The organism is Pedobacter sp. UBA5917, from assembly GCF_002432345.1.
Classification (GTDB): Bacteria; Bacteroidota; Bacteroidia; order Sphingobacteriales; family Sphingobacteriaceae; genus Pedobacter.
Map to the genome: position 1 here is coordinate 1 of NZ_DJDT01000007.1, position 15,397 is coordinate 15,397.

The 15,397-nt window shown below is 40.3% G+C and carries 14 protein-coding genes and 1 pseudogene; 8 read left to right on the forward strand and 7 right to left on the reverse strand.

From position 1 onward, the window contains the following. Positions 1-447 (reverse strand): annotated as a pseudogene (locus B2V92_RS00415) (DNA topoisomerase IB); the annotation flags it as partial. Between the two features lie 91 nt (positions 448-538). Between B2V92_RS00415 and fmt the strand changes: the two are divergent. Beyond that, on the forward strand, positions 539-1,450 hold the full coding sequence (gene fmt, locus B2V92_RS00420; RefSeq protein WP_293303793.1) for a methionyl-tRNA formyltransferase: 912 nt from the start codon (positions 539-541) through the stop codon (positions 1,448-1,450). A 126-nt stretch (positions 1,451-1,576) separates the two neighbouring features. On the opposite strand, the gene B2V92_RS00425 is transcribed toward fmt, so the two are convergent. From B2V92_RS00425 to B2V92_RS00435, 3 genes are all read right to left on the reverse strand, one after another. After that, positions 1,577-2,314, reverse strand: a complete 738-nt coding sequence (locus B2V92_RS00425; RefSeq protein WP_293303794.1) for a hypothetical protein — start codon at positions 2,312-2,314, stop codon at positions 1,577-1,579. Between the two features lie 565 nt (positions 2,315-2,879). Next, positions 2,880-3,719 (reverse strand): aminotransferase class IV, encoded by an 840-nt coding sequence (locus B2V92_RS00430; RefSeq protein WP_293303795.1) that lies wholly within the window; start codon positions 3,717-3,719, stop codon positions 2,880-2,882. Between the two features lie 3 nt (positions 3,720-3,722). Beyond that, positions 3,723-4,751 (reverse strand): RluA family pseudouridine synthase, encoded by a 1,029-nt coding sequence (locus B2V92_RS00435; protein ID WP_293303848.1) that lies wholly within the window; start codon positions 4,749-4,751, stop codon positions 3,723-3,725. A 103-nt stretch (positions 4,752-4,854) separates the two neighbouring features. Between B2V92_RS00435 and B2V92_RS00440 the strand changes: the two genes are divergently transcribed. The 7 genes from B2V92_RS00440 to B2V92_RS00470 all read left to right on the forward strand — a co-directional run bounded on the left by B2V92_RS00440 (position 4,855) and on the right by B2V92_RS00470 (position 12,077). Then, the gene (locus B2V92_RS00440; protein ID WP_293303796.1) at positions 4,855-5,883 is read left to right on the forward strand and encodes a DUF6588 family protein; all 1,029 of its coding nucleotides are present in this window, start codon (positions 4,855-4,857) and stop codon (positions 5,881-5,883) included. 65 nt (positions 5,884-5,948) lie between these two features. Next, positions 5,949-6,818, forward strand: a complete 870-nt coding sequence (locus B2V92_RS00445) for a 1-aminocyclopropane-1-carboxylate deaminase/D-cysteine desulfhydrase (RefSeq protein ID WP_293303797.1) — start codon at positions 5,949-5,951, stop codon at positions 6,816-6,818. A 422-nt stretch (positions 6,819-7,240) separates the two neighbouring features. Then, positions 7,241-7,852, forward strand: a complete 612-nt coding sequence (locus B2V92_RS00450; RefSeq protein ID WP_293303798.1) for a TetR/AcrR family transcriptional regulator — start codon at positions 7,241-7,243, stop codon at positions 7,850-7,852. Next, positions 7,845-8,993 (forward strand): FAD-dependent oxidoreductase, encoded by a 1,149-nt coding sequence (locus tag B2V92_RS00455; RefSeq protein WP_293303800.1) that lies wholly within the window; start codon positions 7,845-7,847, stop codon positions 8,991-8,993. Before B2V92_RS00450 ends, B2V92_RS00455 begins: the two co-directional genes overlap by 8 nt. 245 nt (positions 8,994-9,238) lie before the next feature. Then, complete coding sequence (locus B2V92_RS00460) at positions 9,239-10,084, forward strand: SGNH/GDSL hydrolase family protein (RefSeq protein WP_293303802.1); 846 nt, start codon at positions 9,239-9,241, stop codon at positions 10,082-10,084. A gap of 257 nt (positions 10,085-10,341) precedes the next feature. Beyond that, a complete protein-coding gene (gene lat / locus B2V92_RS00465) occupies positions 10,342-11,673 on the forward strand; it encodes an L-lysine 6-transaminase (RefSeq protein WP_293303804.1) in 1,332 nt (443 codons plus the stop codon). Between the two features lie 2 nt (positions 11,674-11,675). Then, the gene (locus B2V92_RS00470; protein ID WP_293303806.1) at positions 11,676-12,077 is read left to right on the forward strand and encodes a hypothetical protein; all 402 of its coding nucleotides are present in this window, start codon (positions 11,676-11,678) and stop codon (positions 12,075-12,077) included. Between the two features lie 552 nt (positions 12,078-12,629). Here the strand turns inward: B2V92_RS00470 and B2V92_RS00475 are convergent. From B2V92_RS00475 to B2V92_RS00485, 3 genes are all read right to left on the reverse strand, one after another. After that, positions 12,630-13,991: an acyl-CoA dehydrogenase family protein gene (locus tag B2V92_RS00475; protein ID WP_293303808.1), complete on the reverse strand. Its 1,362-nt coding sequence runs from the start codon at positions 13,989-13,991 to the stop codon at positions 12,630-12,632. Between the two features lie 167 nt (positions 13,992-14,158). Next, entirely contained in the window at positions 14,159-14,875 is a 717-nt protein-coding gene (gene bshB1, locus B2V92_RS00480) for a bacillithiol biosynthesis deacetylase BshB1 (RefSeq protein ID WP_293303810.1), read from the reverse strand. Between the two features lie 6 nt (positions 14,876-14,881). Then, positions 14,882-15,394: a glutathione peroxidase gene (locus B2V92_RS00485; protein ID WP_293303811.1), complete on the reverse strand. Its 513-nt coding sequence runs from the start codon at positions 15,392-15,394 to the stop codon at positions 14,882-14,884. Positions 15,395-15,397: the final 3 nt, after the last annotated feature.

A 15,397-nucleotide genomic window follows, 5' to 3' on the forward strand; every position in this document is an offset into this window, starting at 1 on the left:
ATTCCCTACACGGATAAGCGTTTTTTGGAGTACATCAACCGAAATGGCTAATACTTTCCGTTCATCAAAATCCTTACGGCGGAGGTCTTTCTCCAGGTTTTTTCGGGCATTCGGTAAAGCTTTACCAAATTCTAGCAGACGGAAATATTTATCTTCCGATCGGCGGCTTGTCCATTTGCTGTGGTATTTATATTGCTTCCTACCGGCAGCATCAATCCCGGTAACCTGTAAATAGGCATTCGGTTTATTGGCGATCCACACGTTCTGCCAGGCCGGTGGAATTACGAGCGCTTTGATCCTATCGAGGTGTTTTTCTTCCGTTACTTTATGTCCATCCTTATCTTCGTAATGAAATTTACCCGGTTTCCCTTTGCGGTAAATACCAGGCATGCCGTCGGTTACGTACACCAGTCCACTCGCTTTAACAACATCTTTACCTTGTACCATTTTTTGCCTGTGAGTATGGGTTTATTTTTAGTTATTTTGCAAAACCTTAGCGCGGATATCCGCGTTATTTTAGAAACACAACACTTTCTTTATGAAAATAGTTTTCATGGGTACGCCCGATTTCGCTGTAGCTTCTTTAGATGCCTTGGTTCAGGCCAATTTCGATGTTGTTGCCGTGGTTACTGCACCTGATAAACCTGCAGGACGCGGACAGAAACTGAACGAAAGTGCCGTAAAAAAATACGCCGTAGAAAAAGGGATTCCTGTTTTACAGCCCGAAAAATTAAAAAATCCAGAATTTATTGAGGAATTAAAATCATACCAGGCCGATCTGCAGGTTGTAGTAGCATTTAGGATGCTGCCTGTAGTGGTTTGGAGCATGCCAGCAAAAGGTACCATTAATTTACATGGCTCACTTTTACCTCAATACCGTGGTGCAGCGCCGATAAACCATGCCATTATTAACGGCGAAAAAGAGAGCGGCGTAACTACTTTTTTTCTTAAGGAAGAAATTGATACAGGCGATATTATCCTTAGCGACAGTGTTGCCATTGCAGATGATGAAACGGCAGGCGATCTGCATGATAAACTGATGGTTGTTGGTGCCAATTTACTGGTAAAAACACTTAAAGCCATTGAAGCTGGCGAGGTAAACGAACAACCGCAGCCTCAAAGTACCGAATTAAAACATGCACCTAAGATTTTCAAGGAAGATTGTAAAATCGACTGGAATAACACGGCACAAAAAATCCATAATTTAATCCGTGGTTTAAGTCCTTACCCAACTGCTTTTACCATACTCAACGATAAAACTTTAAAAGTATTTAAGGCCGAAATAGAAGATAAAGAACCGGGAATTGTAGCCGGCGGTTTCTTAACTGATGGCAAAACCTATTTAAAATTTGCAGCCAAAGATGGCTTTATCAAACTGTTGGATATCCAGTACGAAGGTAAAAAACGGATGTTGATAGAGGATTTTTTGAGGGGAATGAGGTTGGGGTAGTTATTAGTCCAAAGCCATTAGTCCTGAGTCTTTAGTCCTGAGTCGAATAACCTGACTTAAAAACAATCTGAGATATAAAAAAACAGGCAAGTTAATTTAACTGCCTGTTTTTAATTCCTGTTCTAACTATCGGTTATAATTATCGATAGCCCTTTCGATATTCTTCTTGCCCGATTCGCCAACAAAAAAGCCTCCTATGCTTAAACCGGCCCCAAGGCCGAGCAAAATATAACTTTTGGTATCATTACGGTTATCGAGACTTGGAACATTTCCGTTATATGTAATTCCCGAACCCGACATCATGGTTATACCACTTGCTATAATTGCAGCTCCTGCGGCTACATACATGGCAATCCCTGTTATTTTGGTATTTCTGTAACGCCTTAATAGCGCCAAACTCTTTGGATTATCGGCCATTGCTTCATTCAAGTTACCATAATTTACCTTTTTCAGATCAGAAAAGCCCTTGTTTAGGAACATTCTGGTATTTATAGCCTGCCTCCTATAATCCCTAAACCTATAATAATCGAGTTCGTAAGGAACATCATTGTAATCTACTTCCTGATAGATATTGATCTTGCCTTCTATAATCCGCTCTGCAAAAGCTGCCTGCCCTAAAAAGTTAAATTCCCTTGTATTGGCAAAGAAACCATCTTCGTTATTAAAAAACTTGATCCTGTTGGTGGATACCTTTCTTGAATCGGCTCTAACCGACCATGAACCTGAAAAATCGGGCCGTAGCCTGATCTTCTGCGCATAAACTGTTGAATCGGAATTGAGGTACAGAAAGTTTCTGGATTCGTTCACCTGCGAACGGGCGTTCAGGCCATAGCAGGCCATCACGATAATGAGTAATTTTTTCATTTCGGTTAAATTTGTGTGTAACCAATAATACTAAAATTCTACAAATAAAAATGCTTACGGCTGAGATAAATGTCGCAGTATCAAATGTGTTGCACAGTGGGATTTTGAAAAATCTAATTTAAAACGGAAAGCCCCTGAAACAAGTTCAGGGTGACGACCCGGAGGGAGTTAGAGGCAGGAATTTTGGTTTTTAGGCACGGAAAAACATGGATTTTATTCAATCGCCGTCATTTCGACCGAAACGTTTTGACGATAAGTCGGAAGAGAGATCTATTTCGAGATAGATTTAGCTTCGCTGAGCACTTCGTGGTTCTCCATTTTGTTGCACTACAGTCGAAATTTCGATATGAGAAAAGCTTGCTCGAGATAACGATTTGGAAAAGCAATTGGCAAGTTGCTTCAACAATCACGCAATTAAACAATGGATTAATTAGCCCCCTGAGCGTAGTCGAAGGGTAAACAATTAACAGTAAACAGTTGGCAATTGGCAGTTTGCAGTAAACAATTTAACAATCCTGCAATTAAACAATTAACCTAATAAACAAATGACCAATGAACCAGTGAACTAAAAAACATTCAGTTTTTCACTCAAAAACTTCGAAATCTCATTAAAATAACGTTTCCGGCCGTAGCCCATCACCCATTGTATGCCCTGTGTGGCATTGGTGATAAAAACCTCTTCTGCTTCTTTTAAAATTTCAGGATTAATCTGTGCTTCGATTAAAGGCAGATCGTTCATTTTGCACAATCGCATTACCGCAGTACGCATTACGCCACTTACACAACCTTCGGCCAGCGATGGCGTATAAATCTGCTTATTGTATACCACAAAAACATTTGCGCTGATGCTTTCGCAAAGAAAACCGTACTGATTCAGGATCATGGCTTCATCCAGGCGGTTCTGGCTTTTAAAAATGCCGGCCATTACATAAAGCAGCGCATTAGCTGTTTTATAGTTCGATAGCTTATTAACAGGCTTGGTCATCTCGTCATATACATCAATGATCAAGCCCTTGCTATTGAGTTCGTAATTTGATGATTTTAGGGGAATTCCTTCCAAAACATAACCTGCTTTATTAATCTCAGGTGTATATACCCCGGCTCCTCCCCTGTAAACCGAAAGACGGAAACGCACATTGCCGTTCCATTTGTTCCGCTTGGCAAGATCGGCAGTTTTCTGGCGTATAAAATAATCATCCATTAAAGCATGTCCATCAATTTTTAGCGCTTTCATGCCAGCCGTAAGCCTATCGGCATGTAAATCGGCAAACTGAAGCTTGTTATTGATCATGCGCATGCTTTCGAACAGTCCGTCGCCAAATTTAAAGCTCCTGTTCGCAGCCGTTAAAAATGGAACATCAGCCGCCTGAAATTCATCATTAAATAAAAGGTACTCCTGAAGCATATTTTATGATGTGGCAATATAATTTTCCCATTTGGTTAAACCAGCCTTAAAATCGGGTGGTAACGGCGATTCGAAGTACATGTATTCTTTTGTTGTAGGATGGATAAAACCCAAACTCTGTGCATGTAATGCCTGGCGGGGCAATAGTTCGAAACAATTATCTACAAACTGCTTGTATTTATTGAAGGTTGTTCCTTTTAAAATTTTATCTCCCCCGTACATCGCATCGTTAAAAAGCGGGTGCCCGATGTGCTGCATGTGTGCCCTGATCTGGTGCGTACGGCCGGTTTCCAGCTCACAGCTGATCAAAGTTACATAACCCAAACGCTTTAATACTTTATAATGTGTTACCGACCATTTGCCTTTTTCCTCATCATCGTAAATATCCATTACACGACGGTCTTTGGCGCTTCTGCCGATATAACCTGTTACTGTACCATCATTTTCGATATCGCCCCAAACCAACGCAATATATTTACGGGTAATGCTGTGGTCAAAAAACTGGCGGGCCAGATGTGTAATAGACTTTTCGTTTTTACTGATCAGTAATAAGCCTGACGTATCCTTATCAATGCGGTGCACCAACCCCGGGCGACCATCGTTACCGGGCAGTTGCGGAAGCTGCTCAAAGTGGAATGCCAGGGCATTAACCAAGGTACCGGTATAGTTGTTAAATCCAGGGTGCACCACCATTCCGGCAGCTTTATTTACCACTAAAAGATCACTGTCTTCGTAAATAATATCGAGCGGTAAATCTTCTGGATAAACTTCCGTATCGCGTGGCGGATGTGGCAAAACGATCGATATCTCGTCAAAAGGCTTTACCTTATAACTCGCTTTAATCTGCTTTTGGTTAACCAGTACGTTACCGGCATCTATTGCGTTCTGAATGCGGTTGCGCGAAGCATTTTCTACACGCACCATCAAAAATTTATCGATGCGCAGCAACGACTGCCCTTTATCGACAATAATTTTTAAATGCTCATATAATTCCTGCTCTTCTGATTCCTGCAATTCGACCACATTTTCCATGGGGCAAAAATAAACTTTTAAGTTCAAGAATTTTTCAATCATTGCAGTTTTCGGAAAAACAGTCCTACCTTCGTCCGCAATTAAAACATTCTAAATCATTTATATGAAGAAATGCTACTTTTTAAAGGCCGTTACAGCCTTATTTTTATTGGTAATCACCCAAAAAGCAAGTGCACAACAAGATGTTGGAAGCTTATTTGTTTCTGGTCCGGCCGATGCTACCAAATTGGTTAATGCCTATTTCGATCCTTTGTACAAAGGTTTGGGGCTAGGGTTAACTGATGGATGGAGCAACACTGCGCAATCGAAAGGTTTTTTAAAATTTGATGTCCGTGTTTCTGCTTCTGCTGCTTTTGTGCCACAATCGGCCAGAAGTTACGATGTAAACACTTTGGGCCTAAGCAATATTAAACCTGCCCCAGGTGCTTCTTCCATCGGCCCTACAGCATTTGGAGATGACCGCGAGGGCGGTAAAATGCAGATTTATACCAGCAGCGGGCTTCCAACAGGTAAATTCTTTAACCTGCCACAGGGTGTTGGTTTCCATGTAGTACCTTCGGCACAGATCCAGGCTACCTTAGGTTTGCCAAAAAATATCGATGTTACTTTAAGGGCCATGCCCAAAATAAAGATCGGAAACGATTTAGGAAGTTTATCGATGATCGGCTTCGGCGCAAAGGTTGAACTTTTGCCGTTATTTATGGGCTCTACTACAGAGAAATTAATACCTGTAGATATTGCCATTGCCGGTGGTTTTACCCAGTACAGGTATAATTTACCATTGAACGTTAACAATACAGCAAATTCGGATCAGCGCATTGATGCAAAATTTAATGGAGTAAATTTTGATGCCATTGTATCTAAAAAGATCGTGTTTTTTACTCCTTTTGCCAGTCTTGGTTATCAAACATCAAACACCAATCTAAAAGCTTTGGGTACCTATAGATTTGAGGATGGTACAAGTAATGCCACTTATGTTGATCCGATTTCGGTTAAACAAACCGACATTGATGGTGTTAGGGCTAGTTTAGGCTTTCAGTTAAAATTCGGCTTCTTTAAATTTTATACTTCGTATACCCAGGCAAAATACAGCATGTTAAATGCAGGTATAGGACTGGGCATTGGCAAATAATCGGTTTTCAAACATAATATTCCTTAAAAACACCTGAAATATTCAGGTGTTTTTTATTTTTACACGTGTTCGAAGAAATATATAGCCCTGTACAAAAGATAACATTAGCCCCTTTTAACAATCTTTTTGTTAAGCGCGACGACCTGATCGATCCTTATATTTCGGGCAATAAATGGCGCAAGCTCAAATACATTTTAGCTAAAGCAAATGGAGAGAACAAAACCCATTTGGTAACTTTCGGAGGGGCTTATTCCAATCACTTGGTAGCTACAGCAGCATCAGCAGCAAGGTGTGGGCTAAAATCAACAGCATTTGTTCGTGGTGAAGAAGTAAAAAACGAAATGTTATTACTCTGCAGCTTATTTGGTATGCAGCTCATTTTTACCGACCGCGAAAGTTACCGCGATAAACACCAACTGTTTGAACAACATTTTGCCAACGATGATCAGGCTTATTTTATTGATGAGGGGGGCGCCTCTAACGAAGCCACCATTGGTTGTGCAGAAATAATCAACGAACTCAGCGAAACTTACGATCACATTTTCTGTGCCGCCGGAACCGGCACAACTGCAGCTGGATTGTTGAAGGGAATTCAGCAACAGGGATTAAATACCAAGCTGCACATTATCCCCGTATTAAAAGGTGCCTCGTTCATTAAAGATGAAATAGCAAAATACACTCCCCTTTCTGCTCATTTAACACTACACCTCGATTATCATTTCGGTGGTTATGCTAAAACCACCCCTCAACTGATTGATTTCATTAAAACCTTTACTGCCCAAACCGGCTTGCTTTTAGATCCCATTTATACCGCAAAAATGTGTTTCGCTATTGTAGATCTTCAAAAACAGGGAGTTATCGGCCAAGATGATAAAATTCTCACCATCCATACCGGTGGGTTGATGGGCTTATTCGGAATGAAGGATAAGTTTTGACAATAAATGAAAACACTTGTTCGATGGTGTGTAGGGATACAAACCAAGTAATAACGATTCGCAAGAGCGTTAAAGTAAGATCCTTAACAAGCTAATCATTGACAGACTATCGTCATATCGACCGAAACGCAGTGGAGTGGAGAGATCTATCTCGAGACAGATTTAGCTTCGCTGAGCCTACGGGTTCTCGACTCCGTTTCACTCCGCTCGAAATGACGGAACTTTGGAAAGTTAGGTACAGAAACCCCTCTGTCAATAATGTAGATTTATATGTAATAAATTATCACTCAGGAAGACGATTCTATATTTATAATATATCCTTACTACTCCTACCTATTTGTCAAAATCAGTTAATATTTTAAATAAAATTCAAAAGTAAACAAACGTTTACTTACTTTTGATCCATATTAATAATAAACAGCATGAGGCCAAAAAATTTAGAGAAAGAAGAAGCTATCCGCTCAATTGCTTTACAGATTATTTCTGACGAAGGTTTGGAAAACCTTAGCATGCAAAAACTTGCCAAGGCCGCTAATATATCGCCCCGTACCATTTACATCAAGTACGAAAATAAGGAAGATTTATTGGTAAAACTCTTTATCGAAGAAGTACTCGGCACCTACGAAAAAGCAGTATTGGAAAATTTTAATCCTGAAATGAATTTTTCAGATGGCATGAAAAAGCTTTGGCTCAATACTTTTAATTTTCTTAAAAACAATAAGCCTGCCTTTTCCCTCATCCAATACGGTAAATCTTCTCCCCTCTTAAATAAAGCTTTTCAGGAAAAGAATATTCAACAGGGTTCATTTTTTTCTCCTATTCACACTTTTTTAAAAAATCATGTTAAAGCTGGCCTGATACCCGATTTACCCCATGATGTACACAGGGCTTTACTTTTTTCGCCCATTCAGGATCTCGTGGCCGAATATTTCGATCATTTAAACCGTGAGCAACAGATTATTACCGAAGAAGTGATTTTAACCTGCTGCGAAATTGTAATTAAAGGTATAACCAATCAGAAACACAATGGATAATCTTAAAAATAAAAAAATTGCCATCATCGGCGCCGGCCCGGGTGGTTTAACTTTGGCCCGTTTGCTACAGATGGATGGCTTTAACGTTAATGTTTACGAACGTGATGCCAACGAAAATGCCAGGCCAAAAGGCGCAACACTCGATTTACATGAAGAATCGGGACTAGCTGCGCTGAAAGAAGCTGGATTGATGGATGCCTTTATGGCCAACTATCGTCCCGGGGCCGATCGTACACGTATTATTGATCAACATGGAAAAATCGTATTCGAGGATAACGATACAGAAAACAGGGAAGCTTTCCGTCCTGAAATAGACCGTGGTCCATTGCAAAAAATACTATTAGATTCGTTGGAAAAAGATACCGTAATCTGGAACAGTCATTTTGCGTCACTTCAACCAAATAATGGTTCGTGGCTGATCGAATTCAAAAATGGAAACTCTGCAGCTGCCGACATTGTAATTGCAGCTGATGGCGCTAACTCCAAAATCCGTCCGTACATTACACCGATCAAACCGTTTTATTCAGGCGTAACCATTGTAGAAGGTGCCGTTTATTCATCAGCAACAGCTACACCGAAAATGCATGCCCTGCTAAACGGTGGAAAGATATTCGCCATGGGTAGCGAAAAATCACTGATTGTAAGTTCAAAAGGTGATGGTAGTTTGGTGTTTTATACCGGCTGCAACACAACCGAAAACTGGGTAAAAGAATCAAACATCGATTTTTCGGATAAAAAGCAAGTAATTCATTGGTTTAAAGAAACATTCTCAGATTGGGATCCAATCTGGCTCGAACTGTTCGAAAATGCTTCGGTTGCTTTTGTTCCCCGCCCACAATATTGTATGCCTTTGGATCAAAACTGGGAAACCATCTCCAATTTAACCATGCTGGGCGATGCAGCGCACCTGATGCCCCCTTATGCGGGCGAAGGTGTAAATATGGCCATGCTCGATGCTTTGGAATTAGGCCAATGTTTAAAGAACAATGATTTCAAAAATAGCCATGAAGCAATCTCTGCTTACGAAAAACAGATGTTAAAAAGGTCTTCAGAAACAGCAGATATAACCATGCAATCAACAAAAGCGCTCCACTCTGCAAACGCGCTTAATTTTTTGATTAATATAATTGGCGGAGAATAAAAAAAGGCTTCATTGCTGAAGCCTCCTATAAATTATTTAACCTGTGATTATTGTTGCTTAGGATAAATGTAAAGTACAATACCATAAAATGAAATAAAAATAGATCAGTGCCAATAAAAAATAGATGTTTGGCTAATTTCTGCACATCTGTTTTTTAAAAAGGATAAACGCCCAAAAACTTAAAATATTCTCGTTAAATTCATCGCCGATCTTCAACTATGGATTAACCAAGATTTTTAACCGGTATGAGCAGAAAATCCTTTAAAAAAATAATTATATCACTTTTATTTATCTCGATTATTAACTTTTCATTTATTCCGGTGAAAGAAATCAAATGGACAGCCATCGGCGATTCCATCACTTACCTTAATAACCATTTAAGCGAAACCGGGAACCGTGTAACAAAAGGCTACTTAGACCGTGTTAAAGATCGGTTGCCGAACATTAACTACATTAACCAGGGCCACAATGGCTGGACAACTGTGGGCATAGCAAAAGAAATTGAGAAACTGGGCATTATTCAGTCAGACTTATATTCAATTTTTCTGGGCACGAACGATTGGTGGTCGGGAATACCTGTCGGATCAATCAACGATTACATCAACAATACCGGAACAGGTACCACATGTGGTGCTTACCGCATTATTATCGACAAAATCAGGACCTTAAATCCCAATGCAAAAATTGTGGTGATCACCCCGATGCAGCGAAACGATTTTGTGTATGTTGCCGATGCTAACAACAACGCTTTTGGATCATATAAGGCAAAAAACGGGCAAACTTTAGAGATGTTTGCCAATGCGATTGTCGAAATAGCTAAACACGAAAATTTTCCTGTGGTTGATCTTTACCACAATCAAAAACTTAAATTCGAAAAGGCGGTCAGGTTTAAAAGGCTGAAAAACCCTTCAACAGGCGAATATCAAAACTATAAATATCCCCAATCAGCTTCTATACCATTTAACCCAAAAGGCGACGATTACCCTTATCCATTGGATGCCGTGAAAATTACCTACGATGGCCTGCACCCTTCTGATAAGGGCAATAAAATAATTGCGGAGAACCTCGTAAGGATTTTCAAAAAAATATAATTCAGTAAAGGCTAAAATGGCTCATGATTTTCATCTGGTTATTTCATGCTAAACCTCGCAGGTTTCAGAAAATTGTGAGTTTTGCATCGCCTTTCAACAAAAAAGTTTTCCACATTCGTGAAGTCCAAAACCCGATTTTGTCTATAATCATACTTTAAACTGTTTAAACCTATTTTTTGCCTTAAGGGTACAAAAAGTGCTTAAATTTTGATTTTAGGCACATTTAACTAAATTTGGAATATACCAAATCCAATTTTATGTACCAATTAACAGTACCTGCAGATCGCGTTAACGAATCGTTAAGGAAACACATTTTGGCCGATGGTTTCGACCTTACCTATGATATGGAAAAAAGTAACGGCGCCTATATTTACGATTCGAAATATAACAGGACCCTACTCGATTTTTTCACCTGTTTTGCTTCCGTTCCTTTGGGTTACAACCATCCTAAAATGATCAATGATGAAGCGTTCAAAAAAAGTCTGTTCCAGGCCGCTTTGTCCAATCCTTCTAATTCGGATGTTTACACCCAGCAATATGCACAGTTTGTAGAAACATTTTCTAAAGTTGGTATTCCTGATTACCTTCCACATGCTTTTTTTATTGCAGGTGGGGGTTTAGCGGTCGAAAATGCCATCAAGGTAGCCATGGACTGGAAAGTTCAAAAAAACTTCGCAAAAGGTTATACCGAAGAAAAAGGATTCAAGGTTTTACATTTCGAAAGGGCTTTTCATGGCCGCACGGGTTATACTTTAAGTTTAACCAATACCCTGCCCGATAAAACCAAATGGTTTGCCAAATTCGATTGGCCAAGGGTGGCCGTTCCCGAAGTTAAATTCCCACTTTCTGGAGATCGTTTAAACCGTGCCATCGAAACCGAAGAAGCTTCTCTGGCGCAGATCAAAAAGGCCTTCACGGATAACAAAGACGAAATTTGCGCCATTATTATCGAACCCATACAATCAGAAGGCGGCGATAACCATTTGCGCGAAGAGTTTCTCATCCAACTTAAAACACTGGCCGATGAAAATGAAGCATTCTTAATTTACGATGAGGTACAAACCGGAGTGGGTTTAACCGGGAAATTCTGGTGCCACCAACATTTTAGCGAAAAAGCACAACCAGACATTATCGCTTTCGGCAAAAAGATGCAGGTTTGCGGCATTCTTGCCGGCAAAAAAGTAGATGAAATTGAAACCAACGTTTTTAAAGTTCCAAGCCGCATTAATTCTACCTGGGGCGGAAACCTGGTTGATATGGTACGCTCAACCCAAATTTTACAGATCATAGAAGAAGATCAGCTTTGCGAAAATGCGACCAGAGTGGGTACTTATTTAAAGGATAACTTAGAAAGCTTATCGCATAAATTCGATAAAATGAGCAATGTACGCGGAAGAGGCTTACTGTGCTCTTTCGATTTTCCAAATAAGGAAATGCGCAATGCCTTTATCAGTAAAGGGTTGGAGAATAATGTGATGTTTTTAGGCTGTGGCGAAAAAACCATACGCTTCCGTCCGGCACTTTGCATCGAGCAAAAACATATTGACGAAGGCCTGACGGTTATGGAAAAAATATTGCCTTTATTGTAGGCATGAACAAGAAACCTTTAGTTTATATCGTTACCATTGGCGTTTTTATATTGATATTTTTTATGGTCAAGGATGTGTTTGACCAGCCCGGTGCCGAAGATATGAAAGCGGGTTTCAAAGAAATTGTGAAGTATAGAAACGCCAATAATACCGGCCCGGTACAACGCATTTATGTGGTAACGGTTAAGGATTCGGTTTGGAAAGAAATGGAAGATTATGGCAATTTAATGCCGCATACCAAATATGGCAATACAAAAGTTTATTTCTTCATGCAAAACGTAAATGTTCCAAATACATTACAGCCCGGGGAAGTAAACTTCGACCCAGCTTTTAACAAAGCCTGTATTGCCCTTTACGAAAAAAGCGCCATGAGCCAGGTGGCCTTTAATAAACATCCGTATTAAATAAAATTAAGCTAATTCTTCGCCCCGCCCCGGTCTGTATCCTCACAGAACGGAATAAACACTTTTTTTGGAAATGAAAGGCTCTGTTCACTTGGCATTTTCAGCCCCGCTTTCCCTCCTGCCGATTGAAGGAATCGGCATACGTTCCAATCGCCCGCCTGCAACGGGCAGGGGTTTAGGTACAAAGTTGGTACCCCGAGAAACCAACCACCCGCACATTTCCCCGGTCTGTGTCCTCACAGAACGGAACAAATATCACTGTGATATAACAAAAAATAAATGGTCTGTGAGGACACAGACCATGGAAGTTGATGTAGGAATAAGGTTTATGAACAAACCGCTGTTCAATAAACCCGACAGCAGCGAGCATCCCGTCCCGATTTTACATCGGGATCAGAGGGATAAAGCGTATGGCGGGGCTACAGCACCTATGAAATGCTGACGATCATTTCCAAAAAAATAACAGCAAATTTTAACATCATTATTCGCAATCTTTTTCAAACTCACGAAGTTTTCCCTCTCTCATTGCCATTCTAAACTTCGCGAGTTATCCTAAACAAAAGCCGAAAATCCGGTTATTGCCCGGCCAACAATCAATGTATTGATCTCTTTTGTACCCTCGTACGAATAAATAGCTTCGGCATCGGCCACAAAACGGGCAACATTATACTCCAGTAAAATTCCGTTACCGCCCATTACTTCCCTGGCTTTACTCACCACATCGCGCGTTCTTAACGAACAGAATACTTTGGCAAGCGAAGCATGTTCATCTTTTAACAAACCCTGATCCTGCAATTGCGACAACCTAAAACAAAGTGTTTGCATGGCCGTTAAATTAGATAACATCTCAACCAAATGGTTCTGGATCAACTGAAAGGAAGCAATAGGCTTACCAAACTGTTTTCGGTTACGCGTATATTCGAGCGCGTTTTCGTATGCTCCGCGGGCACAGCCTACGGCCTGCCAGGCCACTCCTGCCCTTGTCATCTGCAAAACTTTAGCGGTATCTTTAAACGAGTTTGCATTTTGTAAACGGTCGGCTTCTTCTACTTCGCAATTGGTTAAGGTAATTAACCCATTCTGCACAATCCGCAGCGCCATTTTATCCTGCATCTTTTCTACTGCAAAGCCTGGATTATCTTTTTTAACAATAAAACCCTTAACCTCACCGCTTTCCTCATCCCTTGCCCAAATCACCAAAATATCGGCAAAAGTTGCATTCCCAATCCATTTTTTCTGTCCGTTCAACACCCATTTTCCATCTATCTTTTTACAGGTGGTGGTTAAACCTCCGGCAGCAGCCGATCCTACCTCGGGTTCGGTTAAACCAAAGGCACCGATAATTTTAAATTGCTGCATTAGTGGCAACCATTGCTGTTTTTGTTCTTCCGATCCACATAAATAGATAGATCCCATGGCCAAACCGCTTTGCACCCCAAAAAAGGTCGAAATAGAAGTATCAATCCGGGCCATTTCCATCGCTAAAATACCTTCCATTAAATTAGATTTCCCCGGACAGCCATAACCTTTGTAGGTTAAGCCACAGATATTGAGTTCGGCAAGTTTTGGTATAATTTCGAAGGGAAATTCGGCCTTGTTCCAATAATGGTTTACAATTGGCTTAACCTCTTTTTCTAAAAAGGCACGCACCTTTAACTGGAGTTCGCGGTCTTCATCTTTTAAAGCTTCATCACCCAGGTGGTAAAAATCGCCTTCAATTGGAGGCAATTCTTTCTTTTTATGCGGGCCACCCATCATTTTCATCATGCCCTGAATCTGTTTATCATCCAGGCTTGATATCGTTTCGACCATTTTGGGCAAATCAACTTTTTTCGATAAAGCCTCTAACTTATCAAAATCTACATGTTTAAAAAGATTGTAAGCGTTTTTGAGAGATGAGAATATATTCGCCATTATTATTCGTTTTGAGAATAACAAATAAAGGGCGGTTTTGTTGATTCTTTTTAATCACGCGATCGTCATGCTGAATTTATTTCAGCATCCATCATGCTAAGAAGACCCTGAAACAAGTTCAGGGTGACGATCGCATAAAGTATTCGATATAATGTGACAGTTCTTTATTACCTCAAATCAAACAAATTATCAACGCCCAGCAGCTTCCTCGAAGTAAAACCTTCGCCAAACGTAGCGCCAATGCTTTTACCAAACTCCCTTGCTCTGCCGATCATGCTTTCGAAAAACTCGGGCGACGAAATATAGGTTTGCAACCCCTCTACATCAGGATTGTAAAACTGCGTTTTAAAAGCTTTAATTGATTCGATTTTTTTATCGATATGTTCCGTGATATCTACAATAATATCAGGTTTTATATACCTGTCCTGAATATACTGCAGCAATAACCTCGGGCGGTGCGCTTCCTGTTTAATGCCATCTATCGAAGTTTCTATCTTTGGTAAACCCGATAAAAATACCGAGTCGTAAACCAGGTCGCCGGCCCTGCCATGATCGGGGTGGCGATCTTCCAATGCATTACTTAAAATAATTTCTGGCTGGTATTTTCTGATCATCTTAATCACTTCCAAACGGTGAAATTCGTCGTTCTGGAAAAATCCATCACGCAGGCCAAGGTTCTCGCGGGCATGTAAGCCCAAAATCCTTGCAGAGTTTTTGGCTTCTTCATCCCTGGTTTCGGCTGTACCGCGTGTACCCAGTTCGCCGCGGGTTAAATCTACAATTCCTACCTTTTTACCGAGGGCAATATGTTTTAAAATGGTACCTGAACAGCAAAGCTCTGCATCATCGGGATGCACGGCTATAACTAAAATATCTAACTTCATGATGTCTTATTGGGCATTTTGGTTCAGCAATTGCTGAATTTTCTTTTTGATTTTCGAACTCAAGGGCTTGGTAAAAGGCATAAAAAAATCTACTACTTCACCATTTCTGTTCACAATGTATTTATGGAAGTTCCAACGGGGTTTAGAACTTAATTTTGAATTCTGTTTCTTATCGCTCAAAAACTGATATAACGGATGCGCATGCGCACCACGCACCATAATTTTATCAAAAACCGGAAATTTTACACCGTGGTTAATTTCACAGAATGATGCGATATCCGAACCATTTAAAGGCTCCTGTTTGCCAAAATCGTTGGTTGGAAAACCCAGAATTTCAAAATCCGGATTGTTAATTTCGTCTTTAAGCTGCTGTAATTCTTTTAACTGTGGCGTAAAACCGCACTCAGATGCTGTATTTACAATTAATACCACCTTGTTGCGGTAGGCTGATAAAGGCTGTTCTTCGCCGTTTATTTTTTTAACCTTGAAAGGATAAATATTCGGAATGCTTTCCTGCATTAT